Origin of the sequence: [Clostridium] symbiosum, assembly GCA_036419695.1 — a bacterium.
Taxonomy (GTDB): domain Bacteria; phylum Bacillota; class Clostridia; order Lachnospirales; family Lachnospiraceae; genus Otoolea; species Otoolea symbiosa_A.
Genome location: CP143946.1, coordinates 5263528 through 5289244, shown reverse-complemented (window position 1 = coordinate 5289244; position 25717 = coordinate 5263528). Strand labels below are relative to the sequence as shown.

19 protein-coding genes and 1 pseudogene are annotated in these 25717 nt (G+C 48.5%); 19 read left to right on the top strand and 1 reads right to left on the bottom strand.

What is annotated here, in order from left to right:
* Window positions 1-5: 5 nt before the first annotated feature.
* Genes V3C10_23515 through V3C10_23495 form a run of 5 tightly spaced genes read left to right on the top strand, consistent with a single transcriptional unit; the run spans window position 6 to window position 7208 of the window.
* A complete protein-coding gene (locus tag V3C10_23515; protein ID WVP62232.1) occupies window positions 6-1724 on the top strand; it encodes a hydantoinase B/oxoprolinase family protein in 1719 nt (572 codons plus the stop codon).
* Complete coding sequence (locus V3C10_23510; protein WVP62231.1) at window positions 1721-3169, top strand: aldehyde dehydrogenase family protein; 1449 nt, start codon at window positions 1721-1723, stop codon at window positions 3167-3169. Before V3C10_23515 ends, V3C10_23510 begins: the two co-directional genes overlap by 4 nt.
* Window positions 3170-3185: 16 nt before the next feature.
* Window positions 3186-4610, top strand: a complete 1425-nt coding sequence (locus V3C10_23505) for a DUF4147 domain-containing protein (GenBank protein ID WVP62230.1) — start codon at window positions 3186-3188, stop codon at window positions 4608-4610.
* Window positions 4611-4613: 3 nt separating this feature from the next.
* Entirely contained in the window at window positions 4614-5891 is a 1278-nt protein-coding gene (locus V3C10_23500; protein ID WVP62229.1) for an enolase C-terminal domain-like protein, read from the top strand.
* Window positions 5892-5909: 18 nt separating this feature from the next.
* Entirely contained in the window at window positions 5910-7208 is a 1299-nt protein-coding gene (locus V3C10_23495; GenBank protein ID WVP62228.1) for a lactate racemase domain-containing protein, read from the top strand.
* Between the two features lie 115 nt (window positions 7209-7323).
* Here the strand turns inward: V3C10_23495 and V3C10_23490 are convergent, their stop codons facing one another.
* Window positions 7324-9723 carry a PRD domain-containing protein gene (locus V3C10_23490; GenBank protein WVP62227.1) on the bottom strand — a complete coding sequence of 800 codons (2400 nt, stop codon included), beginning with the start codon at window positions 9721-9723 and terminating at the stop codon, window positions 7324-7326.
* 1257 nt (window positions 9724-10980) lie between these two features.
* On the opposite strand from V3C10_23490, the gene V3C10_23485 reads away from it, so the two are divergent.
* The 14 genes and pseudogenes from V3C10_23485 to V3C10_23420 all read left to right on the top strand — a co-directional run bounded on the left by V3C10_23485 (window position 10981) and on the right by V3C10_23420 (window position 25677).
* A complete protein-coding gene (locus tag V3C10_23485; protein WVP62226.1) occupies window positions 10981-11406 on the top strand; it encodes a PTS sugar transporter subunit IIA in 426 nt (141 codons plus the stop codon).
* Window positions 11396-11887, top strand: coding sequence for a PTS sugar transporter subunit IIB (locus tag V3C10_23480; protein ID WVP62225.1), 492 nt, complete (start codon window positions 11396-11398; stop codon window positions 11885-11887). Before V3C10_23485 ends, V3C10_23480 begins: the two co-directional genes overlap by 11 nt.
* Window positions 11888-11899: 12 nt before the next feature.
* Window positions 11900-12643 (top strand): PTS sugar transporter subunit IIC, encoded by a 744-nt coding sequence (locus V3C10_23475; protein WVP62224.1) that lies wholly within the window; start codon window positions 11900-11902, stop codon window positions 12641-12643.
* A gap of 1 nt (window position 12644) precedes the next feature.
* Window positions 12645-13496, top strand: a complete 852-nt coding sequence (locus V3C10_23470) for a PTS system mannose/fructose/sorbose family transporter subunit IID (protein ID WVP62223.1) — start codon at window positions 12645-12647, stop codon at window positions 13494-13496.
* 21 nt (window positions 13497-13517) lie between these two features.
* Window positions 13518-14396, top strand: a complete 879-nt coding sequence (locus V3C10_23465; protein ID WVP62222.1) for a class II fructose-bisphosphate aldolase — start codon at window positions 13518-13520, stop codon at window positions 14394-14396.
* Window positions 14397-14446: 50 nt separating this feature from the next.
* The gene (locus V3C10_23460; GenBank protein ID WVP62221.1) at window positions 14447-15487 is read left to right on the top strand and encodes a zinc-binding dehydrogenase; all 1041 of its coding nucleotides are present in this window, start codon (window positions 14447-14449) and stop codon (window positions 15485-15487) included.
* Window positions 15469-16722, top strand: coding sequence for a hypothetical protein (locus tag V3C10_23455; GenBank protein WVP62220.1), 1254 nt, complete (start codon window positions 15469-15471; stop codon window positions 16720-16722). The genes V3C10_23460 and V3C10_23455 overlap by 19 nt, the downstream gene beginning before the upstream one ends.
* Window positions 16703-16960: an HPr family phosphocarrier protein gene (locus tag V3C10_23450; GenBank protein ID WVP62219.1), complete on the top strand. Its 258-nt coding sequence runs from the start codon at window positions 16703-16705 to the stop codon at window positions 16958-16960. Before V3C10_23455 ends, V3C10_23450 begins: the two co-directional genes overlap by 20 nt.
* Before the next feature lie 13 nt (window positions 16961-16973).
* Window positions 16974-18593 carry a phosphoenolpyruvate--protein phosphotransferase gene (gene ptsP, locus V3C10_23445; protein WVP62218.1) on the top strand — a complete coding sequence of 540 codons (1620 nt, stop codon included), beginning with the start codon at window positions 16974-16976 and terminating at the stop codon, window positions 18591-18593.
* Window positions 18594-18721: 128 nt separating this feature from the next.
* Window positions 18722-19714, top strand: a complete 993-nt coding sequence (locus V3C10_23440; GenBank protein ID WVP62217.1) for a 3'-5' exonuclease — start codon at window positions 18722-18724, stop codon at window positions 19712-19714.
* Window positions 19715-19858: 144 nt separating this feature from the next.
* Window positions 19859-20851, top strand: a complete 993-nt coding sequence (locus V3C10_23435; protein ID WVP62216.1) for a LacI family DNA-binding transcriptional regulator — start codon at window positions 19859-19861, stop codon at window positions 20849-20851.
* Between the two features lie 349 nt (window positions 20852-21200).
* The gene (locus V3C10_23430) at window positions 21201-23210 is read left to right on the top strand and encodes a sucrose-specific PTS transporter subunit IIBC (GenBank protein WVP62215.1); all 2010 of its coding nucleotides are present in this window, start codon (window positions 21201-21203) and stop codon (window positions 23208-23210) included.
* Window position 23211: 1 nt separating this feature from the next.
* Window positions 23212-24666: pseudogene (locus V3C10_23425) on the top strand (glycoside hydrolase family 32 protein).
* Window positions 24646-25677 (top strand): carbohydrate kinase, encoded by a 1032-nt coding sequence (locus V3C10_23420; GenBank protein ID WVP64694.1) that lies wholly within the window; start codon window positions 24646-24648, stop codon window positions 25675-25677. The pseudogene V3C10_23425 and the gene V3C10_23420 overlap by 21 nt, the downstream one beginning before the upstream one ends.
* The last annotated feature ends 40 nt before the right edge of the window (window positions 25678-25717 follow it).

Here is a 25717-nt window from a genome sequence, read left to right as displayed (position 1 = left end):
GGGATATGAAAAAAATTGACGGCATTATTCTTGAGGTAATAGGAAATACATTTATGTCTATTGCCGAGGAAATGGGTGCGGTTCTGGTAAAGTCGGCATATTCTACAAACATCAAGGAGCGAAAAGACTGCTCCTGCGCATTGTTTGACGCATCGGGCAATACAATCGCACAGGCGGAACATATACCGATGCACCTTGGCTCCATGCTTGGTATGGTGGAGGAAATCAGAAAAAAATACAGGCCGGAAGAAATACGGCCGGGGGACATGTTTATTGCGAACGATCCCTATAACGGCGGAGGAACGCATTTGCCGGATATAGCGGTGGCGTCCCCTGTTTTTCATGAAAATGAGTTGGTAGCATTTGTGGCCAATATTGCACATCACAATGATGTGGGTGGACGCGTCCCCGGATCCAATGCCGCGGATTCGGATTCTATCTATGCGGAGGGCATCCGAATCCCGGTGATTAAAATATTTACGGAAGGAACGTTAAATAAGGATATCCTGGATATGATTCTTTTGAACTGCCGGGTCAACCATATCCGTCGGGGAGACTTAAATGCCCAGTTTGCCTGCAATAAAAAAGGCGTCCTAAGAGTGGAGGATGTATGCAGACGTTATGGCAATGGACTGATAAAGGATTGTATGGCAGAGCTGCTTAACTACTCGGAACGCAAAATCAGAATCGCTTTGAAAGAAATTCCGGATGGAAAATATGAATTTTCCGACTTTTTGGATTCAGATGGAGTCGGTAGCGGTCCAATCCCGCTCAATGTAAAAATCGAAGTGAGAGGAGAAGATATTTATCTTGATTTCACAAACAACCCAGATCAGGTAAAAGGAGCGATTAACCTTCCTGTTACGGCTCTCTATGCCTCGGTTTACTATGGAATTAAAAGCATTGTGGATCCGTCCCTGCCGGCAAACGGCGGATATTACCGCGCCATACATATCACCAGCCGTCCCGGCTGCATACTAGGGTGTACGGAACCGGCCGCCTGTGCCGGCCGCAGTGATACGGCACAGAGAGTAGCGGACATGGTATTCGGGGCGATGGCCCAAGTGGTGCCGGAAAAGGTAATAGCCGGAACAAACAGCGCCATTACCGGAATTTATTTTGGAGGAGTGAGTCCGAGCGATCATCAGTATTACGTCTATATGGAAACCTTTGGCGGAGGATCCGGGGCCAGATTCAATAAGGATGGGCTGAGTTGTGTACAGGTTCATATGTCAAATACCTCGAATCTTCCAATAGAAAGCATGGAAATCGAGTTTCCGTATATGGTTGAGCAGTATACTCTGGTTACGGATTCCGGTGGACCCGGACGGTTCAGAGGCGGTCTGTCCATGATGAAAGATATACGGGTCCTGGGGCACAGCAGTGAATTCTCAGTCAAGGCGGACAGGCAGAAGATGCCGCCATGGGGACTCTTCGGCGGAAAACCGGGACTCCCTGGGAAAATTATCCTTTATCCGGATACATCGGAGGAGCAGGTGATCGATTCCAAAAAATCGGGAACGCCGCTTAAGGAAAACGGAGTTTTAAGATGCCGCATGCCGGGGGCAGGAGGATATGGTAATCCAATGGAACGGGATAAGGAACTGATCCGTTATGATTTGGAGGAGGGATATATATCCAGGGAAAGCGCAGAGCGGGATTACGGTATGACAGAGGCGGAAATTAACGGTATAGCAATTATGGAGGAGGATAACAGAATATGAATATAAAACTGCCGGCAGATCACTTTTATCATTATATAGACGGGGAATTAGAAGAGGGGAATTCGAGAACGGAGCGGGTATGCTGTCCCGGAAATGAGGAATGGGTGGCCGATGTAAAACTGGCGGACGGCGGACAGGCCGCCAGGGCTCTGGAGGCGGCTGAGAGAGCCTTTCCAATGTGGTCGTCTCTTTCTCTGGAGGAGAGGGGGAGCTGGGTTAGCAGACTGCAGCAGGCCATTATGGATGAAAAAGAAAATTTGCTGACGCTCTTGCTGCTGGAATCGGGAAAGCTCAGAAGTCATGCACAGTTTGAGACGGACAGCCTGATTAATTATCTTGGATTCTTTATGGAGCAGGCAAAATGCAGCCAGGAGGAAATCCTGCGCGATATAAGCGGCGGCCATGGAATGTATATGACGGTAAGGGAACCTCTGGGAGTGGTGGTGGCCGCCCTTGCCTGGAATTTCCCAATGCATAATGTTGCGACAAAAATAGGGCCGATCCTGGCCTCCGGCTGTACGGCCGTAATAAAACCGGCGACAAAAACACCGCTGTCCACGATGTACTTGGGCTCAATATTAAAAAAAATAGGTTTCCCAAAAGGAGTGCTCAATTTTATTGCGGGGGATGCGGGGGAAATCGGAAAGGTGCTCTGCAAAAGCAAAATCCCGGCGATGATTACAATGATAGGTTCCACCCAGGGGGGACTGCACATGATCAAAGATTCGACGACTTCCGTAAAACGTTTTTCCATGGAGCTGGGAGGAAATGCCCCCGTCATTGTCACTGCCTCCGCTGACTTAAAGGCTGCGGCGGCACACACAATCGGAAATAAAATGAGATGTGCGGGACAGACATGCGTTTCTCCACAACGTGTCTATGTTCAGAGCAGGGTATACGACGCATTTTTAAAAGAGTGTATTGAAATGGCGGTGACTGCCAGATGCGGAATGATGGATGAGGATGCCAACACGGGAGCGTTAATCAGTGCTGACGCGGTGGAGCGTATGGAAGCCATTGTGGCCGATGCGCTGGCAATGGGTGCGCGGGTGGAATGCGGCGGAAGGAAGCCGGAGGAGAAGGAAAAAGGATATTATTATCTGCCCACAATTCTGACGGAAGTTACGGATGATATGGAAGTGATAAAAGAGGAAGTATTCGGCCCCATTGTGGCGATTATGCCGTATGAGAAGCAGGGCGAGGCGCTTAAGAGGGCCAATGACAGCCGCTATGGATTGACATCTTATATCTGGGCCCGGGATTATAACGAAATCGCGGCGCTTACAAGGGGACTGGAGGCCGGAATTGTCAATGTAAACGGGCCTGGAACAGGAGCGCCTTATCCTCATGGAGGGTGTAAAGACAGTGGAATCGGCAAAGACGGAAGCGTTTTTTCACTGGAGGAGTACTACTATGTTAAGGGCATCCGTATTGCTCTGAAGTAAGAGAGGGCGGTTTGATATGAGCGTGGAGATTAAAAATAAACATCAGCTGCTTACAGCAGGTGTGCCGGAATCCAGAAAAATTGTACTGGAAATAACGGAAGAAGTGCTGGAAAAACTTAACGCCTATGGCAGAATCCGTTCCGTTATGAGGGTGGAGGGAAGCAGTCTTAAAATTGGTGATAAATGCTGGGATCTTACCCAAAGGGAGCATATTTATCTGATTGGCGCGGGAAAAGCCTGTAATGCAATGGCAAAGGCGGTGGAAGAGATACTGGGGGATTTTTTGACAGATGGAATTGCCGTTGTCAAAATACAGGAACCGGAAGATGGATTCAAAAGGATCAGGGTGTATACGGGAGGGCATCCTATTCCGAACGAGGAGGGATACCGCGCCTGCATGGAGATACGGAAAATGATAGGACAGGCATCATCCGGTGATCTGTTTATCTGTGTGATGAGCGGAGGGAGTTCTGCACTGATGAGCTACCCGGTGGAGGGTATTACGCTGCAGGAGGAGATGGAGGCTACCGACGTACTTCTTAAATCAGGAGCGGGTATAAGGGAAATTAATGCGGTCAGGCGCCATATCTCCGGTATGAACGGCGGTAGAATGGCAGAGCTGATCCGGGACAGGGGGGCAGAGCTGATCGGATTTAATATCAGCGACTCGGTAGGCAACCCTCCGACAGGTGATATCTCCATACCATGGAAGCGTTTTTACGGGACGCCTATGGGACCGGATCAGACAACATTAAAGGATGCGTGCAGAATGATATGTGATTACAATCTCAGAGAGCGCCTCCCCCAATCGATTGTTGCCTATCTGGAAACACCGGGAGAAGGCAAGGAAACGCCAAAGGAGTTTCCGAAAAATACATATTATCAGATTAATACCCTGCCTGATTCCTGTGTCTATGCGATGGAAGCAGCAAAGAAACGAAAAGTTCCGGCTATTGTATTGACCACCTTTATCGAGGAGGAGGCAAAGGAGGCGGGGGCAATGATGGCCTCCGTTGCGAGGCAGATCCAGGAATACGGCCAGCCGGTTCCTCCGCCGTGCCTGGTATTTTCCGCCGGGGAGGCGGTCACGACGATAATGGATAACAGCAGAGTCAGAGGGCATGGAGGGCCGTCGCAGGAGATGGCCCTGGGATTTGCACTCAAAGCCTCTGCTGTTGAAGGCGCGTGTTTCCTTTCCATAGATAGTGAAGGAACGGATGGAAGTACCGATGCGGCGGGGGGGATTGCCGATTCTGAGAGCCTGAAGGCTCTGGCAGAAGCGGGAGTGGACGCTTACAGGACTCTCAGGGAACACTCTGGGTTTGAAGCTCTGACAAAGGCAGGGGGGATTGTATACACGGGAAACACAGGAACGAACGTATGCGATTTTAACGTGCTTTATGTACCCCCAAAACAATTTGTAGATGGAAAGAAGGAATAAAAGGTGAGGACTTCGATTGAAACGATTAGGGCAAGGCAGATCCTCGACTGCAAGGCAAGGCCGGTACTGGAGGTTGATGTAATTACCCAGGGAGGATGCATGGGAAGGGCGGCGGCCCCGACCGGAACCTCGGTGGGCATGTATGAGGCATTTATACTTCGTGATGGGGTTGAGAATGAATATGACGGGCTCAGCGTGCACGGCGCGGTGAGGATGGTGGAGGACATAATTGCCCCGGCGCTTCAGGGAATTGATGTCTGTGACCAGGAAAAAATTGACCGCCGGATGATCACGCTGGATGGGACGAAAGACAAACATAAATTGGGGGGTAACTCAATATACAGCGTCTCGGCAGCCTGCCTGAGGGCCGCTGCAGCCTGTGCCGGACAGCCGGTTTACCGGTATTTGGCCGGACATGCATTGAAAACAATTCCTCTTCCGACGTTCAATGTCGTAAATGGCGGGAATAACCGGGGAATCAGGCAGGCATTTAACGAATTTATCCTGGCGCCGTATAAGGCGGAATCGGTAGACGAGGCGGTTGCAATGGCAGTACAGGTTTACCGCCGCCTTGAAAAAGTGATTCCACGCTATTGCAAAAACGCAGAGCCATTTTTAGGCGGTTCATACGGATGGGCGGCTCCCTCAAAAGATCCGGAAACAGTCCTGAATCTGATACAGGAGGCGGTGGAACAGTGCGGATATACGGATCGCATGGCGTACTGCCTGGACTGCGCATCCAGTGAAATGTATGATAAAGAAAACGGGACATATGAGCTGAACGGAAGCAGGGTAACATCGGAGGAACTGATTCAGTATATGAAAATGTTAACAGAAAAAATACCGCTTCTTTTTGTGGAGGATCTTCTGGATGAAAATGACTGGGACGGATTTGAAAGGGCACACAAAACTTTGACAAGGACAAACCTGATTGGAGACGATTTTATTGTAACTAACAGAGAGAGGCTCGAGGAGGCCTGCAATAGAAAGGCTATCGACGGTTTTATTCTGAAACCGAACCAGGTGGGGACACTGACGGAGGCGATGGATACATACCGATTTGCGGAACAAAGAGGACTTTTGACAATTCCATCGGGCCGGTCAGGCGGCGTGGTCGGGGATATTGTAGCGGATCTGTCTCTTGGCCTGGAAACGTCCATTTCCAAAAATGGAGCGCCAAAATCGGGTGAGCGCCTGGATAAAATGAATTCTCTTTTGCGTGCGTCCAGCGAAAATCCAGGCAGCAGGCCGGCTGATTTATCCCGGTTAATCCGTTTTTAAAAGCAGGGGGGGCGGAGCATGAAGTTTGAACCGATACCATTTAAAATTCAAGGAGATATGGAGGACTGCCTGCCTCCGATGATTCGGGTTCGCCAGAACTTTCCCGGCAGGGGAATCCGGGATGTGAAAAGAGCGGTATTAGAGACATTAATGCGCCTTTCATTAGGCAATATAGAGGGGAAAAGAATTGCGATAACGGCAGGGAGCAGAAGAATCGCAAATCTTCCTCAAATTTTAAAAATATTGGGGGAATATCTCTATTCTCTGGGAGCCAGCCCGTTTATCGTACCGGCCATGGGCAGCCACGGGGAAGCGACAGCGGCCGGCCAGGCCGAAGTCCTGAAAAATCTAGAAATAACAAAAGAAAGTACCGGTATGGATATTATATCCGACATGGAGACGGTATGTTTGGGGATAACGCACAGTGGATGCCGTATCTATTGTGGAAAAACTGCGGCTGAGGCAGACGGAATCGTGGTTTGCGGCCGGATCAAGCCTCATACCAGTATCAATGGCATCGTAGAGAGCGGCCTGTGCAAAATGATGGTGGTCGGTCTCGGAAAACATAAGGGGGCGGCAGAGTTTCACAGCCAGGGGTATTCCAGCCTGGCAAAAATCCTGCCCGAGGGCGGCCGAATATTTCTAAGGAAAGCGCCGGTGCTGTTCGGGCTGGGCATTGTTGAAAATGCCTGTGATGAGACGATGATAATCGAGGCGATGATGCCCGGGCGGCTGTTGGAGCGGGAAGCGGCTCTTCTGCAACTGGCACGGCAGAATATGCCCCACTTTCTGGTGGACGAGATAGATGTGCTGATCGTGGATCAGTTAGGAAAAGACATCTCGGGAGGCGGCATGGATCCAAATATTACTGGACGCGCAATTACCCCTCTCCCTAGAACTCCATCCGTGCCGATCCATTGCATTGTGGCGCTTGACATAACCGGCCCATCCCACGGCAACGCCAATGGAATCGGAGCCGCCGATTTAACGACATGCCGGGTGGCGGAAAGTATAAACTTCAATGCTATGTATACCAATATACTGACGTCCGGTGCCTTTATGGCCGCAAAACTGCCGATTATTCTGAAAGATGACGAGACTGCAATACGTGCCGCGGCGTGCTGTACGCCGAAAAGAGGAAAAAAGTATGTAAAGATGGTTCATATCAGAGATACCCTCCATTTGTCAGAAATAGAGGTATCTGATAACTATCTGGAAGAGATAAAAAGGGAGAACAGAATCGAAGTATTGTCGGCACCGAAACAGTTGAGATTTGATGGGGAGGGGAGGATAGTGTCTGATTTAGTTAAGATGTGAGAACACCTCTGAAAGATGGCGGACGCAGGGATGAATTTTCAGACCCGGCAGTCCGCCATCTTTCAGAGGTGGGTTGTCTCTTTCGTTAAGTGTGAAGTCGGTTTTGTTGCGGTCATCACAGATAGTCCAGAAATATCTCTGAAATATACGCCAGTTCCGTATCAGGAATTTTGGTATTAAACAGCTTCTCAATGACTTCTATATTTTTCCGGACGGTGTTAAATAATTGCTCATGTCCGCGGATAAATTCTTTTGTCCTCTTATATGGCAGAGTCTCCCGCTTGATTGAGCGTTCTACCATGAAGGAGGCGTGCACAATAAAACGGACGGTGAGATTGTCGTTATCTCCGATTTTTAACCCGGTCTGTATATCGTTCAGGGTGTTGGACAGGAGGCTGTATAGTTTATCGGAGTCCAGGAAGGTCAGAGAGTCATGGATAATGTTTTTTACGATGGTGGAGATCTTATTCTCAGGAGTAAGGTTTCTGCCATTATTCAGGTTGGAGGAACAATAGCGGGCAAAATACTCAATTGAATTAAAGGGATCATCGGAAAAACTGACGGCCTGTGAGACAATTGCCCTGGTGAGCTGGTCAATATAGTAAACGTTATTATCCAGTTTGCGGAATATCTGGTTTACCAGCTCGGGAGCCAGGGGGCCGTCGCTGATCAGGATGACGCCTTTGGAATTATAATGGGAGGCAAGTTCGTCTACAATGGGCGAGTACTGAACATGTACACTTGTATCCGGAGCCGCATTTTCGCATGTGAAAAAAAGCGGTCTGTTTTCGGCAGGCAGCGAGGCGGCAAATTCCTCATAGACTTCCGTAATACGCTGCCAGCGGCATAAGATAAAGACCTGGATTTTTGTCTGTGTCTGCAGTGTCATTGCCATAGTGAGATAAAGACTGCACCACGTCTTCTCGTATTCGGGAAGTGTAAAATCAAACTCGCTTGAGATGATATCAGCAAATGCATTTGTGGCGGGAAAGACTGCTTCGTTTAAAGTGAGCTTCTCAGGAATGGAAAAAGACTCCGCTTCGTACGCCTTAGAAAGACATTGCTCTATTACGGTTGCCATGTGCGCATACAGCCCCAGATAAACTGCGGGAGGATTCTGTACGGGTAGAAATCGCGTAAAAGTGGCTGTAGGAAAGACACTCATTAAAATCTGGTATGTTTTTGAAGTTTTCATTACTTCACGCGCGGAACGGGAGGTATGCAGTGCATTTTCACACTGGTGCACTATATCAGTATCATTGGTACCGGAAGAGAATGGTTTTGCACTGTATTTCAAAAAGTCTCCATTCTTGTCAATTGGAAGTTTTTTTACCTGTTCAAAGGTAAAGTTATCCTGGGAAGGATAAAAATATACGGTAGAAAAATTTACCCGCTCGCCCGCCGTGTTCATGTTGGAAAGAATCACTGAGAGGTTTTCTGTCTGGCTGAAAATACGGCTGGAAATGTCGTCGAGTTGTATACGGACCGTATCGGAGGCTGGATAGGAATTTGCATAGGCATTTCTGCACACCAGTGCCACCTCACCACGCAGCGAAGCCAGATTACGCTCGTATTTACCGCATAGCAGGTTATTAAAACAGATTTTGCTAAGTTCGATGGGCTTTTTTATAAGGTCACACTGTTCTTGGAATGCCTTGAGAATCAGCATCATTTTTTCTTTCGTCGTTCTTTCCGACCACGAAGGCAGGTGGATGCTTTCGGCGGCATAGGCCAGCTCCAGCTTTAATTTCTCCTGCATATGGAGGGTGTCACAGATAACGATAAAGGCTGAAACACCGGATATATGCCCGCTTAAAATATGGTGGAGTGTATCGGAAAACAGGGAGTATCTGTTATCATCCAGCGTATCAGGGGAGCGGAAGACAAAAATACAGGGAGGCGCTTCACTATCGGCAGAAAAGCGGTCGGAAATATCCACATCGAATGTTTTTCTGAAATCCAGATAGAGAATTTGTTCCCTGGGCGTATTCTTAATCTGTATTTCGGCATCCAGAATTGCATGTAAAAAAGCTGTTTTACCGCTTCCAGGTTCACCGGACAGAATAAATCCATGGACGGGTGACGGATAAATAAGTATATTTTTAACGGTGGTTACCAGTCCGCATAAACTTTCATTGGTTCCGGTGCCAATTAAGGAATGAAAAGCAGTGACGGAGGAACGGATATCGTCGGGATGAGTGGAGAGAAGAGCGCCCTTAAGCTGCTCCGAGTTCTCAAAGGAGGAAGGCAGTTGTGAGATGGAAAAATAATCACAAAGGGTCTTTTTATCAAAATACAGGGTTGGACGTCCCTGCACCTTAACAAGGACACCATCCTGAAAGAGTTGGTTAAGGCTTCGGGAAATATTACTTCTGTCATATTTCATGTCAATACTGAGAGCTAACGCATAAGATTCTGCAGAGGCAAAATTTCTGGAAATAGAGGCCTGCAGAGTTTTTCTCTGTATGATTGTGATAAGCCTTGAATTAAGTGTATTTGCATAACTTGTTCCCATATGGCGCTCCTTCTTTTGAAAATAAGGATTTAATTGAGGAATGAGAACGCCGCCGGGACGGTCGGGGTTCGGGATGGTGAGAGGGAGGTTGTGAGTCTTCAGTCCCGGCTTGCAGGTTGTTGCGGGTGGGGAATCCGGGCAGAAAAAGTTCCTTCGGGAAACGCTTGCGCTCTTCGGAGTACATAACGGACACTAACCTCGTGAAAAACCTCGGTAAGTGCCGATGGACTCCAGGTTCCCTGCGGAATCTTTTTCTCCCTTCTTCCCCACAGGAAGGTTATGGCCCGGGACTGAAGACGCCGAGGTTTTCTCCATCCCGAATCCGGGCCTGCGGCCGCTGATCTGTTCTTATTCCTTCAAAGGGGGAGGAGGATCGTCGCAACCACTATGTTCCTCCGAATGCTTTAAAATATCTGCTATCCGGTCTCTGACTGGTTTGGTGAGATACCGTCAGACCGTAAAAGTATCGCAGCTTCGTAGTGGCCGCGACAGGGTCCTCCCCATTTAAGGTTAGAGACAATCAGCGTCCGGAGCGGACCATGTCCGGTGCCGCGAAAACCTCCGCCTGAGTCTTTTGTCCCCGGCGATAACCTGCCGGGGGAAGGAGGCGGAATCAATTGTGCAGGGGATATGGGAGTCCGCCGGTGCCTGGCGAGGTCTTTTCGAGCCTGGCACCGCTGCGCACTCCAAAAAGCGCGAGCGGTCCCCGTAACAATTCATTCCGGCCGGATTCCCCCCCCTCACGACAACCTCCAATAAGGGACAAAAGACTCAGCCAGCCCCCTCACCACACCGGACATGGTCCGTTCCGGACGCGTCCTCCTCACCTCAGTTAAATCCTCATTAGATCTTGTTATGTTTATGTATACCAGAAGAGGAATATAATGTCAATAGAGTGTAAGGACACACTATTGAAGGAAAATAATGGAAAATTGAACAAAGTATCAGAAACGACGGCGAACGATAAAAAAAGTGCAAATTTTATCAGGAACAGTACACACTGAAACATTTCACCGGGAAATTTAAAAATCTTAAAGTGTACATGGAAATAAAAAAGCGGCACACAAACCCGCAAATCAAACACTCTAAAAAAAAATCGAAATGTAAAATCGAAAAAAGACACTGTAAGATAACACACATGATAAAAGATTAAAAATCTGACAATTTTTGACTTATATTTCTTCTGTTGTTACAATAGTGCCATCGATGATTGGAACGTTCTAAATAGATTATTAAAAACGGGAAAGGATGGCTGAAGTGGAAGAGAGAAAAAGTAAACTGTTCGTCTGTACACATGGACGGTTTGGTGAAGAACTGATTCGGACGGCAGAAATGATTGTCGGGGAGATTAAGGACGTAACGCCGTTTTCGCTGCTTCCGGGGACGTCACCGGAAGAACTGAAAGAGGCGGTAAGAAACGAACTTGAGAAAAGCAGTGGCGAAAGTTTTCTGTGCCTGGTTGATTTACTTGGAGGGACGCCTTTTAATGTTATGGCTGAATTCCGTAAGGAATTTGACATCACGATTGTGACAGGATTAAACCTTCCGATGTTTTTGGAAGCATACGGAGAATTTAGCGGCCGGCCGGTGCGGGAAACGGCGGAATGTGCCAGAGAGGCTTTGAAAGACAGCGGACGTGTGATAAAAAGCATAAAAGCAGAGGAGGAAGACAATGGGTGTTGAATTAATCCGGGTTGATTTCAGAATGATTCATGGCCAGATAATGGTTAAGTGGTTAAAACAGACCGGCGCGAAAAAAATTGTTGGAGTAAATGATGGAGTTGCAACCGATCCTTTTCTGGGAGATATTTATAAAATGTCGGCACCGGTAGGTGTGGATATTGATATTATGACACGGGATCAGGCAGCAGAACATTTTAGCGGTGAAATCGGGGAAAAGGTGCTTGTACTGTTTAAATGTGTGGAGGATGCGGAGTACTGTTTTAAGAGAGGATTTCCGATGAAGTCATTGCAGATAGGCGGGCTTGGGGCAGGACCGGGACGGATTAATGTATATGGACCGATTACCCTGGATGCAAAAGATGCCGCCATGCTGAAGGGAATGAGTGACGCGGGAGTGGAAGTGGTATTTCAGCAGGTGCCGGATGAATCCAGTACTTCACTGGAAAAAATATTGAAGAAGTTTGATTTTGGTTTGAGATAGGAGGAGGAGAGTATGAATTTAATAATGGCCTTAACTGCCGGACTATGCTACTTTATTGGCTCGTGCCGGGTTGGTTCCGGTACATATCATTCACTTGGTTCGGGCTGTTTTATCGGACTAATCTGTGGTCTTGTATTTGGCGATGTTCCCAAAGGTCTTCTGATCGGAGCAAGTATCAATCTTGTTTATCTGGGAGTTGTTGCACCGGGAGGAAATATCCCGACAGATGAGATTCTGGCCAGCAGCATTGCGATTCCTCTGGCGCTCCAGGGCAATCTGGAGCCGGAAATGGCTGTTACACTGGCAATGCCGTTTGGAATGCTTGGGGTGTTCCTGGAACAGATCCGGAAAACCACAAATATTTACTGGGTACATAAAGCGGACCGCTATGCGGAAGAGGGTAACGACAGGGGAATCTATATGTGCGGAACCTGGTATCCTTTGGCACTGGCGTTTATACTGCGGTTTGTTCCTGTTTTTACACTTCAGTTTTTTGGAGCGGATGTTATCTACCGTCTTCTGGAAATTCTGCCGACGTGGCTTACAAGCGGATTGAATGTGGCGGGAGGCATGCTTCCGGCAATCGGTTTTGCGATTATTTTAAAGTGCATTGGCAACAAGCTGCTTCTTCCCTACTTTTTTATCGGATTTTTTGCTGTTAAATATCTGGGGATTAATACGATGGCAGCATCGATATTCGGAGGATGCCTGGCCCTCATCATCTATTTTAACTCTATGAAAAAGGAGGCGGCATAGGATGGAAAATAATTTAGAAAACGGAAAGAAAACTGAGATAACCAGACTCAGCAACAAAGAACTGTTCCGCACCTATATGAGGCTCTATATCACGAATGAGATGAGCAATTCATACGAGAGGCTGCAGTCATTAAACTTCTGTGTGACGGTAGCGCCGCATCTGAAAAAATGGTATGCGGATAATAAAGAAGAATATGTAAGCGCCCTTCAGAGGCATCTGCAGTTTTATAATACGGAGTCCACAATCGGTTCCATTATCTGCGGCGTGGTACTTTCGATGGAAGAGCGTAAGGCTCAGGGGGAGGACATCCCGGAAGAAGCAATTACCGGAATTAAAACCGGTCTGATGGGACCGATGGCCGGAGTAGGTGACTCCCTGATCCGTTCAACACTCAAATCCACTATCCTGGCGTTAGCCTGTTCCTTTGCCCTGGCAGGGAATGCCCTGGGAGGCATCCTGCCGCTGCTGTATCCGGTTATTATGATTATTGTGGGATATTACATGCTGAAAATCGGATATGAGGTAGGCCGAGAAGCAATTATGAACATCATGAAGACCGGAAAATTTGCCGCCATTATCCAGGCGACGGGAATTATGGGAATGTTCATGATGGGAGCTCTGTCCTCATCCTATGTGAAGCTGTCGACACCGCTTCAGTTCCAGATGGAGAACGCCGCCAATCCGATTATTGTCCAGCAGATTCTGGACGGAATTATACCGGGTATCCTGCCCCTCGGACTGGTGTTCCTGGTCTACGGTTACCTGTCGAAAGGCGGTCAGAAATACAGCAACATTGTATGGCTCATTCTTGCAGCCGCTTTAATCGGAAGTATTATTGGACTATTCGGGTAAATGATAAGGAGGATTTGACTCATGATTATACCAATGCACATACTTTTGGAGGATGCAAAGAAAAATGGATATGCGGTTGCAGCTCCCAATGTATTCAACAGAGAAACAATAGAAGCTGCATTTATGGCAGGAAAGGAACTTAAATCGCCTGTTGTCCTGGATGTTCATCCGGTGCACGGAATTTATGAATGCGCGGAAATCGTGAGGTTTTACGAAAAGAGATATCCGGAGGTGGCGGCGGCTCTCAATCTGGATCATGGCAGCGGGTACAAGGTGGTGGTTAATGCAATTCATGCCGGATTCTCTTCTGTCATGATTGACCGTTCTACCTGCCCTTACAGGCAGAATGTGGACGAGGTGAAGGAGATTGCCAAAATTGCCCATGCAGTAGGGATTTCCGTAGAGGCTGAACTGGGACATGTCGGTCAGGGCAATGAATATGAGGAAACCAGGGATTCGGGCCTTACGAGGCTGGAAGAAGCGCTTCCCTTTATAGAAGAGACGGATGCGGATTGTCTGGCCGTTGCGGTAGGAACTTCCCATGGCGTTTATAAAGGAGAACCGAAGATTGACTTTGAACTCCTTAAAGTACTGGCGGAACAAATCCCGGTTCCCCTGGTGCTCCATGGCGGTTCCGGTACAGGAGATGAGAATCTTCAGAAATCAATCCGGCACGGAATATCAAAAATTAATCTGAACACAGATTTAAATGAGGGCGGAATTGCCGCCATTAAGGAGGCGTGTGACAAGGGCTTTACAAGGATTCTCAAAGGGAAAAACGATGATGAGATGAAAGCGGCCCGCATGAATCTTCAGATGGTGTTTGCGGAAGGTGCAAAAGGGTGGAAGGAAAAACTGGAATATTACATGAAGCTGTTCGGCAGTGTGAACCGCATCTAATTGCCGGAAACTGGAAAAAGCCGGTTTTGCAAAACAGGGAGGAGAAAGTTATGGATTTTACAAAAACAGCCGTCCTCCGGGGAAAAGAGCAGGTTACCCTGGAACAGAGGAGGCTGCCGGAACTGGACGAAAATTCCGTTCTGGTAAAAATACATGCATGCAATATCTGTACGTCGGAATATGGCGTATATAACGGCAGCCGGACATCACGTCCGATTCCTTTGGTCTTCGGCCATGAGTGGTCGGGGGAGGTACTTAAGGCAGGCACTCATGTTATGGGATTTAAAGAAGGCGATATGGTCGCCTGCGGCTACGAGTTTGATCCTTACAGCCCGGAGTCATTAGAGGGAAGGACCAGTGAATGCCGCCATATTAAAACGGCAAATGATTTAAACGACGACGGGTATTACGGGAACGCCGGATGCGCGGAATATGCGGTTAAATCACAGGTCGGTCTCTATAAAATCGATCAATCGGTGGATCCGGCTGTCGGCGGGCTGTTAGAACCAGTTGCTTCCGTCGTATATGGACTCAGAAAGCTCCATGTTGAAAAAAATGAGACAATTGTGGTAATCGGTGCGGGGACAATGGGAATTATTAATGCCGTTACAGCCAGAGAATACGGATGCCGTGTCATTATAAGTGAGCTTCTCGACAAAAAGCTGGAGACGGCCAGGGCATACGGGTTTGAAGTGATCGATGCAAAAGAGATGGATCCGGTTAAAGAGGTTATGCGCCTGACGGACAACAGAGGAGCGGACGCCGTTGTAGTTGCAGTGGGAGCGCAGGCTGCCACGGATCAGGCGTTTGAAATGCTGAAACCGAAAAGAGGACGGGTACTGCTGTTTGCCGCAGCATATCCCAGCCCCCAAATAAACCTCGATGTAAATACAATTCACTACAGGAAACTTGATATTATCGGAACCTTCGGCGCGGATCACTGTGACTTTACGGAAGCGGCGAGACTGATTAATAAGGGCGTGGATTACAGCCGGGTAATCGAGTGCTGTTATAAATTGGATCAGATAGACGAGGCCTTTCAAGCGGCCTGTGCAATGGGAGCATACCGTGTATGTGTGAAAATGGATTAGATGTACCAGCCGGTAAAAAGATACTGGTTGCAGGAGCCGGAAACATAGGTCTCGGCGTGGTGGGCCGGCTGTTTGGCGAGGCCGGCTGGCATGTTACATTCTACCGAAAAAATCAGGATAGGCTGAGAAAACTCCGGGACATGGGATATTATGTGGTGACACAGAAAGACCCATCAAGGGAATTGTATACATATATTCATGGTTTTGAATGCGTTTTTGAGAGTGATTTGGCGGAAAAAATAGCGGAGACGGACGTTGTCGCCTGCTGTGTTTATGAAGATGCTTTTCCGGATATCTGCAGTATAATCGCGGAAGCGCTTAAACTGAAAGCAGGGTCCGGACGTAACAATGAGCTGGATATTCTTCTGTGTGTCAACCAGTTGAACGCCGCCCGGCAGTTTCATCGGTATATTGATCAAGAGGTGGAGGGAAATCCGGGAGCGGAACGGCTGCTTGATACGGCAACGGGAATCAGCCGTGTGCTGGTTCTCTCAGCCGCCATGCCGGACGGGACGGCCGGGAAGAGGCTGCCATGTGAAGTGATATGCGTCTCCGGGGACGGCAGTCTTGAAATTGAAAGAGACACCTTTCTGGGGCCGCAGAACACCATGAAGGGAATCACTTTTACAGACAGTGTCGGAGAGAAACTGGTGCGAAAAGTCTATCTTGGAAACATGAGGCATACAATGGCTGCCTGCATGGGAGCATTGAAAGGATATCAAACGATTGATGAATGCCATCAGGATCCAGAAATCAGGAGGAGCATTATCACTGCATTTAAGGAAGCGGAAAAAGGCTATTTTAAAGAATACGGCATAGAAAAATCAGAACAGGAGGAGTATCAGAACTGGAAAAAGCGGCTGGATGAGAAGATGGATATCAGGACCGGAGATCAGATTAGACGGATTGTATCAAACCCGGTTAAAAAGCTTGGCAGGGAGGAACGTTTTACGGGCCCGGCACTCCTCTGTGTGAAACATGGCATAAAGCCGGAATACCTGGCATTGGGAATCGCATCCTGCCTGGGGCTTCCTGAAGACTATGATAGCGAAAGCGGGATAATTCAAAGTCGTATTGGTGAACTCGGAATTGAAAGGGCGGTAAGGGAATTCTGCGGCCTCCGCCAATCCGAAAGAGAAGAGGCGTATTTGACGGAAGAGATTGTAAGACAGTATAAAAAATTAGAAGTTAAGACCCGGAAGGAGGAATGGCAGAATGAGGCAGTTCAGCTATAAGGTAAACGACAAACTTGGAATTCATGCCCGTCCGGCCAATGCCCTGGCAAAAATGGCAAAAAAATATGAATGCCGCATAGAACTGAAAAAGGGAAATGAGGGCGTTGATATGAAAAAAATGATGGCAATGATGAAACTGAATATTCACTGTGGTGAGGCGGTACAGGTGGTATTGGAAGGAGCCGATGAAGATAAGGCCTATTCGGAAGTCAGTGAATATTTCCAAAATAACATTTAGTGAGTGATTGCATATGGAAATCAGAACCGGAAAAGCAGTATTAAATAAAAGTGCCATAGGAAAAATCTGGCTGTACAGGAAAAAAGGGCCTGATATCGAAAAACAGTGCATCGGTGATACCGCACTGGAATTGGCGCGGTTTGAGAAAGCACAAAAAAAGGCTGCTGATTATTTGTACAGCCTGCATGAAAAGGCGTTAAAAGAAATTGGAGAGGAAGAGGCCGCTATTTTTGAGGCCCATCTCATGATGATGGAAGATGATGATTTTGCCGGAGAGATAAAGAAATTAATCACTGCTGAAGGTGTAAATGCGGAATATGCGGTATCTCATGTTTCCAGTCTGCTGCAGCGCGAATTTGAAGAAATGGAAGGGGATTATATGAGGGCAAGAGCCCTTGATATACGCGACATATCGGAGCGTCTTATATTGGCGTTAGGTGACGGAGAGTGGGAAATAGAATTTCCGGAAGATCAGAGAATTGTAATTTCGGAAGATCTTTCCCCGAGTGAAACACTTCGGATGGATAAGAATAAAATCCTGGGCTTTATTATAAAAAATGGTTCTCTGAATTCCCATACGGCAATACTCGCAAGGACGATGGGGGTTCCGGCCCTGATGGGAGTGGAGATCTCAGAGGATTGGAATGGACGTCTGGCGGCGATCGACGGTGAGAAAGGACTTGTCTGCATTGATCCGGAGCCAGAACAGGCGGCCGCAATACGGCGGCAGATCAGCCGTGAAGAGGAAGAAAAAATCCTTCTGAAAGAGTACAGGGGAAAAGAAACCGTCACACAGGATGGAAAAAAGATAAGGTTGTACACCAACATTGCCGGAGAAGGAGATATGGATTCAGCCTGCAAAAGTGATGCAGAGGGAATTGGACTTTTCCGCAGCGAATTCCTCTATTTGCAAAACAGTGATTATCCGACGGAGGAAGAACAGTTCCTTTCCTATAAGAATGTACTGGAAAGAATGGGAAATCGGGAAGTAATTATCAGGACGATGGACATAGGGGCCGATAAAAAGATTTCTTATTTCGGACTGCCCGAGGAAGAAAATCCGGCGCTGGGCTTTCGTGGTATACGAATCTGCCTGGAGCGCCGGGAGATTTTTAAAACGCAGGTGAGGGCTTTGTTACGGGCCGCGCCGTACGGCTCACTTTTGGTAATGTACCCGATGATTACCTCGGTGAGGGAGGTCCGTGAAATCAGGGGGATCGTGGAGGAAGTAAAAAAAGAGCTTTCACAGCAAAACCAAAGCTACGGTAAAATAAAGCAGGGGATTATGATAGAAACACCTGCCGCCGTAATGATAAGCGATGAACTGGCCCGGGAGGTTGATTTTTTCAGTATTGGTACCAATGATTTGACGCAGTATACGCTTGCCGTTGATCGGCAGAACGATAAACTCGACCGGTTTTATGATCCCTATCACCCCGCAGTATTTAAAATGATTAAAATTGTGTGTGAAAATGCACATAAAAACGGGATATGGGCGGGACTCTGCGGAGAACTGGCCGCCGATCCTGCGGCAACAGAGCAGTTGATAGCTGCGGGAATTGACGAGCTTTCGGTTGCGCCGTCTGCGGTGCTGGCGCTCAGAAAAAAAATCGCTTCCATTTCTTTGGCGTAAAGAGACACCTTCTAATAAGGACGGAGGAGGAAATTTCAACCACCTAATAATACTCGACTTATGTTTCATAATGTGGTAAAGTTATATAGTGCGACTTGATACCGAATGAATGATTGGAATGTTTAGTTATGGGACAGTATATTGTATTAGACTTGGAATGGAATCAGAGTCCTCTTGGAAAAGACGGCTCGATGGACCGGCTGCCGTTTGAGATTATAGAGATAGGCGCGGTCAAGCTGAATACGAGCCTGCAGATCATATCGGAATTTCACCGCCTGATCCGCCCCCGGGTATATCGGCAGATGCACTTTAAGATATCCGAAGTAACCCATATGTCCATGGAAGAACTAAACATGGAGGGCGAAGAGTTCGGAAAAGCCATGGAAGAATTTCTGGCCTGGTGCGGAGATGATTATAAATTCTGTACATGGGGTACCATGGATCTGACGGAGCTTCAGAGAAATATGGTGTACCACGGGCTGGACATACCGTTTAAGATGCCGCTGCTTTATTACGACCTTCAGAAGATCTACGGTCTTATCAAGGGGGATAAACGCAAGGATTCCCTGGACACGGTTGTGGAGGAGCTGGGGATTGCGGAGGACAGGCCGTTTCACAGGGCGCTGGACGATGCGTACTATACGGGCCGTATTATGGCGGAGATGGATTTTTACAGCATGGTGGAATACGTTTCCGTGGATTATTACAGACTGCCGGAGACGGAAGAGGAAGAGATTTATCTGGAATTTCCGGGATACGCAAAGTTTGTATCCAGGACTTACGATACAAAAGAGAAGGTGTTGGAAGAGCGAAGGGTAACGGACATGGTCTGTTATAAATGCCACCGCACCCTCAGGAAAAAAATAAGGTGGTTTTCTTCAAACCAGAAGTTCTATTTCTGCCTTTCCTATTGTCCGGAACACGGCTACATGAAGGGGAAAATCCGCATGAAGAAGTCGGAGGACGGCAGCGTCTATGCAGTAAAGACGACAAAGCTGACCGGCGAAGAAGGGGCGGCCCTTATCATGAAGAAAAAGGAAGAGGCAAAGAAGAAACGTACGGAGAGAAATAAAGCCAAACGTGCGTGTAAACACGATTCGGAAGATGAATGGCAGCAATGATGCCGGTTTAGATGAAAAAGAGAAATAGGCAGGCGGGAATATATCTGGACGATATACTCCCGCCTTTCCATATTTCCCTTGCCATGACCGTCAACACCGGATAAAATAAAAACAGATGATAAAGTGCGTGAAAGGGCAGAGGAAATGACGAGAAAGATTACGATGGCGGACATAGCCGAGATGGCGGGCGTGACAAAAAGCACGGTGTCCCGGTATTTTAACGGCGGCTATGTCAAGCAGGAGACCAGGGAGAGGATCCAGGAGATAATTAAAGAATATAATTATGAGCCCAATACGTTTGCCAGATTGAACGCCAGGGAAAGCAATGTGATTGGCGTGGTGGTTCCCACTCTGAATTCCAAGGTGACGAGCCGTGTTATCACAAGTATTGACCGTTATCTGAGAAACCAGGGATACGAGACGTTAATTAAGAACTCGGATCATGACAGTGAACTGGAGCTTAAGAATATCCAGCGGCTGATCAGCCTGAATGTGGACGGCATCCTGTTCAGCGCAATTACCCTTACGAAAGCACACAGGAAACTGCTTGCAAACTGCGGGATTCCTGTTGTAGTCCTCGCTCAGGACTGGGAAGAGGGAATTGCCGTTGTGGACGACGACTACAGTGCAGGCCGCCGGATGGGGGAATACATCGGGAAAATTCATCCGCAGCGGGTGGCTTATATTGGCGTTGGTGAATCGGATGCGGCCGTGGGGATTCAGAGAAAGAAAGGGGTGCTCGACGGACTTGAGTCCTGCGGCGTGCCCGAACCGCTGGTCGTAACGGGAGATTACAGCTATGAGAGCGGTCAGGAGTCAATGAAAGAAATTCTGAAGTCCGGCCCTGTGGACGCGGTTATCTGCGCGACGGACCGGCTGGCTTACGGCGCATACCGCATTCTGCATCAGGCGGGCCTGCGGATTCCTGAGGACGTGTCGGTGGCCGGGTTTGGCGGCTATGATGAGAGCGAGCTTTTGAGTCCGGAACTGACGACGCTCAAGTTCGATTCCTATGCCATGGGATATCTGGGCGCGGAGACGCTTTTAAAAATCATAAAAAGGGAACCGGTTCCAAAGAAACAGGTTGTAGGATATGAATTTATCTGTGGAAACAGTGTGAGAGTGGATGGAATATAAGGGGCTACGGCCGGAGGACAGACAGTCCAAGATGTTTCGGACGAGTCTCCCTTGCCGGCCGGAGGACGCTTGCAGGGAAATCAGCGCCGGGAAAAGTCCGGTTCCGTGTGAAGCCGGATGATAAAAAAGGGATGATAAAAAGTATTCTGAGGAGAAAACACTTAGAATACTTTTTTGATTGGCTGCTTTCACGATTAGAATTGTGTAAACTGCACAAAAATAAGAGGGAAAATTCTACATCCAAACATGGAATCGGTTCCACAAACCATATTGACTTTCGGGAAGGAATGATTTAATATTTATATATGGAACCGATACCACAAATAGATGCAGAGAAGGGGTTATAGCTATGAATTATGAGAAGATTGCCAGTGAAGTAATCCGTTATGTAGGCGGAAAGGGGAATATCAAATCGGTGGCGCATTGTGCGACCAGGCTGCGTTTTCAGCTGAGGAATAACGAACTGAGGGATGAGGATGCCCTGGGCGGCGTCGAGGGTGTCAAAGGTGTTTTTCTGACTCAGTCGCAGTTCCAGATTATTTTCGGCTCGGGAACCGTTAATCTGGTGTGCCAGGAAGTCCAGAGACAGTTGGGAACCGCGAATGAGACCGGGGATGAGGCGGAAGAGAGGACGGAGAAGAAGGGGAATCCGCTCCAGCGTTTTGTAAAGATGCTCAGCGATATTTTTGTTCCGATTATTCCTGCCATTGTGGCCGGAGGTCTTTTAATGGGACTTAATAACCTGCTGACCTCCGGGCTGTTTCACGGACAGTCGGTGATTGAGATGTACCCGCAGTGGCAGGGACTGGCAACGGCGATTAATACATTTGCCAGCGCACCGTTTACCTTTCTGCCCGTTCTGATAGGATTCAGTGCGACGAAGAAATTCGGCGGCAATCCGTTTCTGGGAGCGGCCATGGGGATGATCATGGTTCATCCGGATTTGATGAACGCCTATCAGATCGGAGTGGGAACTGCGCCGGTCTGGAACATATTCGGTCTGGACATTGCGGCTATCGGCTATCAGGGAACCGTGCTTCCAGTACTGGCGGTATCATGGATTCTTGCCAATCTGGAAAAACGGCTGCACAGAGTTACACCGTCCTGGCTGGATAACCTGACGACGCCGCTGCTGTCTATACTTGTTACATCATTTTTAACTTTTATCTTTGTGGGGCCGCTGCTCCGCGAGGCAGGAAACTTTCTGGCAGCAGGCATCACATGGCTTTATAATACACTGGGACCGGTCGGCGGCGCTCTGTTCGGCCTTGCCTATGCGCCAATCACATTGACCGGAATGCACCACAGTTTTATCGCGATTGAAACACAGTTGATTGCAGACAGTGTCCATACGGGCGGAAGTTTTATTTTCTCGACGGCAAGTATGAACAATGTGGCTCAGGGCGCCGCCGTGCTGGCTGTTCTGATGCTGACAAAGAACGAAAGAATGAAATCCATCTGTTCCGCGTCCGGTATATCCGCACTTTTGGGAATTACGGAACCGGCCATGTTCGGTGTGACTCTTAAGCTGAAATATCCATTTTACGCGGCAATAGCCGGATCGGCAGTGGGCAGCGCCTATCTGGCCTGGACGAAGACACTGGCACAGGCTCTTGGGGCCGCCGGTCTTCCGGGATTCATTTCCATGAAACCGGATCACTATCTGAATTTTGCAATAGGGCTGATTTTATCCATGAGCGTTTCCTTCCTACTGACCGTGTTTTTCTGGAAAAAGTATGGCCTGGGGCAGGCAGAGGCCGCCGGGGAGAATGGCGGACAGAAGAAAGCTGTGAGTGAGGCGGATGTGGCAGAGAGCATGGGTGGAGAAGATGCAAAGGAAGAAGCAGCCGAATGGGAACCGTCGACAGACAGGCAGGAAGAAGAGAGAACAGAAAAAGTCCTGGAACTTTATGCGCCTGTAAAGGGAGCTGTCCTCCCGGTAACTGGTTCCGACGATCCGATGTTTGCGTCAAAAGCGCTGGGAGACGGCGTTGCGGTTAATCCGGCCGACGGAACGGTATATGCTCCGTGCGACGGAACAATCAGTCTGCTGTTTCCAACAAAGCATGCGGTTGGCATTACTTCCGATGCTGGAATCGACGTGCTGATTCACGTGGGAATTGATACGGTTCAGATGAATGGGGAAGGTTTTGAGGCTTTTATCGAACAGGGAGCAAAGGTTAAAAGAGGCGACCGCCTGTTGTCGTTTGACCTTGCCCTGCTGAGAGAAAAGGGCGTCAATCCGCAGACTATGATGATTCTGCCGGAAGCTGGCGGAATCGAACTGGAAATCATGGAGTTTGATGCGGCGGAGCCGGAAAACCGGGTTGCTGTAATCAGTAAAAAGTCAGAGGTTTAAAATGGAAAAATATCAGAAAGTATTCAGGTCAGACTACGAGCAGTGGTATAGAGACAACAGGAATTACAGGGAAAAGGTAAAAAATGCTCCGGGGCGGCTTAAATACCATCTGATGCCGGAAACGGGCTGGCTGAATGACCCGAACGGCCTCTGTGAGAAAGATGGTACTTATCATATTTATTATCAGTATACGCCGTTCGAACCGACAGGGGAGATAAAGCTCTGGGGACATTACACTACAAAAGACTTTATCCATTATGAGGACAGGGGACCCTTTCTGTTTCCCGATCACGACTATGATGCCCACGGCGTTTACTCGGGTTCCGCTTTTGTTGAGAATGGAGTGATTCATTACTTTTATACAGGAAATATCAAACTGTTTGACCGGGAGGATTACGATTATATCACTGCCGGCCGTGGAAGCAATACGCTCCATTTCACCAGCAGGGACGGTGATGCGGCGGGAGCGAAGGAGCTTATTTTTACAAACCTGGATTATCCGCAGGATGTAAGCTGCCATGTGAGAGATCCTAAGGTATTTAAGAAAGATGGCGCTTACTATATGGTTCTCGGAGCCAGGGACAGGGAGAACCGCGGACTGGTCCTCCTGTACCGCTCGGACGACCTGAAAAACTGGAAATATAGTTGCCGTATCACTACAAAAGAGCCGTTCGGATATATGTGGGAATGCCCGGATTTGTTTGAACTGGACGGACAGCTGTGCATGCTCAGCTGTCCACAGGGAGTCAGGCCCCGGGGGATTGACTATCGGAATGTGCATCAGTGCACAGTGATGCCTCTCAGCTGCGATTTTGGGCGTAACAGCTGTGAAATCGAGGAAGAAAAAATTCGGATGGTGGACCGGGGCTTTGATTTTTACGCACCCCAGACCTTCTGTGACGAAAAAGGGCGCAGGATTCTGATTGGATGGATGGGAATCCCGGATGCCGAATATGGAAATCCGACGGTGGAAGACGGGTGGCAGCATGCCCTGACTCTGCCGAGGGAGCTTCATATGAAAGATGGAAGGCTGATACAGACGCCGATTGAGGAACTTAACATGCTTCGCGGTGAGGAACACTGTTATGGGAGCAGGGAAGCGCTGAATGAAGCGGATGAAGATCAGCTGGTGTTTGAGGCGGAGATCTGCTTTCATTCCTGCGATGATATTGTGATAGAGCTGAGAAAAGGAACAAAACTCACCTACAGCCGCACGGACGGGCTGCTGACACTTTCTCTGAAAGAGGGCGGATATGGCCGAACGGAAAGAAGCGCGAGAATAAAGACGCTTGGTAATCTGCGGATTTATTCCGACACGACTTCCCTGGAGATATTTGTCAATGGCGGAGAAGAGGTATTCACGACAAGAGTATATGGGAAAAGGGGAGGTTTCCGGATCGATGGCGGATGCAGTGTAAAGGTCAGGTTGTACCGTCTGAATTCTTTTATCATCGACAGAGAGCCGGGACGGCCGGAGGCGGAGAAGCGGAAAGGGCTCTGCGCCATAGGCGAAGCGCTGATCGATTTTATTCCCGAGTGCAGAGGACAGCGGTTGAAAGATGTGGCGGCCTTCAAACGGGCGGCCGGAGGGGCGCCGGCCAATGTGGCTGGGGCGGTCAGCCGTCTGGGACTTCCGGCCAGACTCCTGACAAAGACAGGAAATGACGCTTTTGGAGACTATCTGATTGAAAGTTTTGCTGCAGCCGGGATAGACACAAGCTTTATAAAGAGAGACAGTACCAAAGAGACACCTCTGGCATTCGTCTCCCTGGCGGAAGACGGGAACCGTGATTTCCAGTTTTACCGAAAAAACAGCGCGGATTTATTTTACTCTCCGGAGGATGTGACGCCGGAGGTCCTGGATGGCTGTGGGATCCTGCATTTTGGCAGTGTGGATCTGGTGGAGTCCCCAATGAAGGAGGCTCACCGGAAATTGATCCGTATGGCGGCTGAAAAGGGGATTATGATTTCATTTGATCCAAACCTGCGCCCGTCGCTTTGGAATGATGATGTGAAAATGAAAGAAACCGTACTGGAATTTCTGCCTCAGGCGGATATAGTCAAGATTTCGGAGGAAGAACTGGAATTTATTACGGGCAAAACGGAAATCAGGGAAGCGCTGCCGAAACTTCTCCAGGGGAAAACCAGGTGTGTCCTCTATACGCGCGGCAGCGACGGAGCAGCCGCGTACACGAAGGAATGGTCTGTTTCACGTCCCGGACTCAGGGTTGAGGCAAGAGATACGACAGGAGCCGGTGACTCCTTTACCGGTGCATTCCTCTCACGGCTTCTGTCTTACGGCATTACCGATATAACGGAAATTCCCGCCGGACAAATGGAAGACTTCCTGGACTTTGCAAATGCCTATGCGGCCCGTACAACGACAGCAGAGGGCGGACTTACGGCGATGGCGTCGAAGCAGGAGTTTGATGAGTGGATGGGACGGATTAAATTATCGGGTAAATGATCCATATTAATAGGTTTGAGGGTAAGGGATGGAAATTGAA